Source organism: Mesorhizobium sp. M1A.F.Ca.IN.020.06.1.1, assembly GCF_004023265.1.
Lineage (GTDB): Bacteria > Pseudomonadota > Alphaproteobacteria > Rhizobiales > Rhizobiaceae > Mesorhizobium.
The window spans coordinates 1-1,447 of the sequence record NZ_RZSR01001225.1 but is presented as its reverse complement, the minus strand read 5'-3'; the positions used below and the strand labels follow the sequence as shown (position 1 = coordinate 1,447).

General features: G+C 61.0%; 2 protein-coding genes. Both read left to right on the top strand.

Annotated elements, in window-relative coordinates; genetic code table 11:
• The coding region (locus EOA60_RS32710) for a nucleotidyltransferase family protein (RefSeq protein WP_128312603.1) at window positions 1-834 on the top strand (834 nt) is incomplete at its 5' end.
• 79 nt (window positions 835-913) lie between these two features.
• Complete coding sequence (locus EOA60_RS32705; protein WP_082953725.1) at window positions 914-1,156, top strand: hypothetical protein; 243 nt, start codon at window positions 914-916, stop codon at window positions 1,154-1,156.
• Window positions 1,157-1,447: the final 291 nt, after the last annotated feature.

Genomic DNA, 1,447 nt, shown 5'->3' with positions numbered 1-1,447 from the left:
CCGCAGGACGTGTACGAGTATCTCCGGTTCGTTCACGACTGCAATCGGGAGCGGAACTTGCGCTTGCGTGCGCAACTGCGCGAAGCCGTTGCGGCGCTCAATCGCCGCGGCATCGTTCCGCTCCTGCTCAAGGGCGCTGTTCCCTTGTTCCTTGCGCCGGCCGGCCAGGCTCCCAGCAGGATGACAAGCGACCTCGATCTGGCCGTGGAGCCGGCCAAAGCGGCGGCCGCCCAAATCTGCCTTGAAGAGCTCGGCTATGTCGAGGTGGCAGGTGAGCGAGGCATGGCGCGTGAGCAGGATGCCGGAATGCTGGAACTCCGGGCGCGCCGGGCGATCGACTTTGAACCTCCCAAGCTCGTCCAGCACGACGATTTGTGGGTGAATATTCCTACTGCCCAGTCCCGGGCTCTGCACTGGATCGTGCACGACCTGTTTAAGGAGGGCGACTATTGGCGCGGAAGGATTGATCTCAGGCACCTTCACGACCTGGCGCAATTGGCGGAGACCGAGAACGTGGACTGGAGCGCGCTGCAGGCATCCATGTCGGACCGAAGCGCCCGCAATGCCCTGGATACCCAGCTCCTGGCCTTGCATCACTTCTTCGGAACCAGGATCCCGGCAAGATGCGCGCGGCGCCCGATCGTCCGTTTCCAGCACTGGAGGCGCGTCTTCACGGCAACCCACCCGATCATCGGCGCTCCGTTGCGCCTGGCCGGGAATTTGATTTGGGGAACGCGGCGGTTTCTAAGCGCCAGGGGTTCGGCGAGGGGGGGCTCGTCCGATTTCGCGCGGCGCATCGCTCGTACGCTTTTGCTTCCAAGCGCGAAAATCTAAGCCTTTTGGTGAACTAGTATCCTGGCATCGGGAAACATAAGCTGTTGTGATACTTTGGAACCCGCATGGGAGAATCGTCATGCCAACCGAAAGCACGAAACGCTCGGAAAGGACGCAGGAAGTCCTCGTTTCAGAGGCTCAGGCGCGCCGGGACTTTCTCAAGAAGGCAGGGCGTTTTGCGGCGGTGACTCCACCGGCCATAACGGTTCTGCTCGGCACCAGCCTGAACTCGAGAGCGATCGCCAAATCGGGAGGAACACGCCCGGGCAACGGCTGGGGCGACAACAATCATATTCACATTGGTCCTCCCGGCCAGTCGTAAGGTTGACCGTCAGGGTCGCTGAAGCAGCGTTGAGAACCAAAAGCGCGTCGCGGGGAAATGGATCCCGGCGGCGCGCTTTCGCGTCTTTGCTTCAATTTTGATACCCCGATCGCTGGCGGCACGCCGCGGTCGGGGTATTTTGTTTGTTGGCGGCGACCGGGTTGGCGCAAGCGTAAATCGTTCCTGTCAGATCAGGCGAGCAGCCAATCGTTCAAATGGAATTCATAGATCTTGCCGTCGTTCTCGGTCGGATTCGAGTCGTTGTCCACGCCGCGATCGACGACATAGAGG